Origin of the sequence: Pseudomonas sp. B3G-3 (genome assembly GCF_028640915.1) — a bacterium.
Classification (GTDB): domain Bacteria; phylum Pseudomonadota; class Gammaproteobacteria; order Pseudomonadales; family Pseudomonadaceae; genus Aquipseudomonas; species Aquipseudomonas chlororaphis_I.
Window position 1 is genome coordinate 1 of record NZ_JAQZAB010000009.1, and the last position, 214, is coordinate 214.

1 protein-coding gene is annotated in these 214 nt (G+C 65.4%); it reads right to left on the reverse strand.

Going from position 1 to position 214, the window contains the following annotated elements:
• Positions 1-214 (reverse strand): contractile injection system protein, VgrG/Pvc8 family (locus tag PVZ80_RS00155; RefSeq protein WP_273863271.1); only part of this gene is annotated, 214 nt, incomplete at both ends.

The window sequence follows — 214 nt, forward strand, 5'->3', positions numbered from 1 at the left end:
GCGTCGAAAGCCGGTGGCGCCCTGCTCGAAGGCGGAGACCAGGCCCCAGACGTGGCGCACCGGCACACCGCCCTGCCAGAGGGTGAAGTGCGCGGACTGATCGAGGACTTGACCGAAGTCGATGGCCGGATCAAAACTGGCCAGTTCGAGCGTCAGGCAGTAGCCCTCGGACAGGCCTTCGTCCAGGGTGAACTCAATGACCTCGAACGCGGTC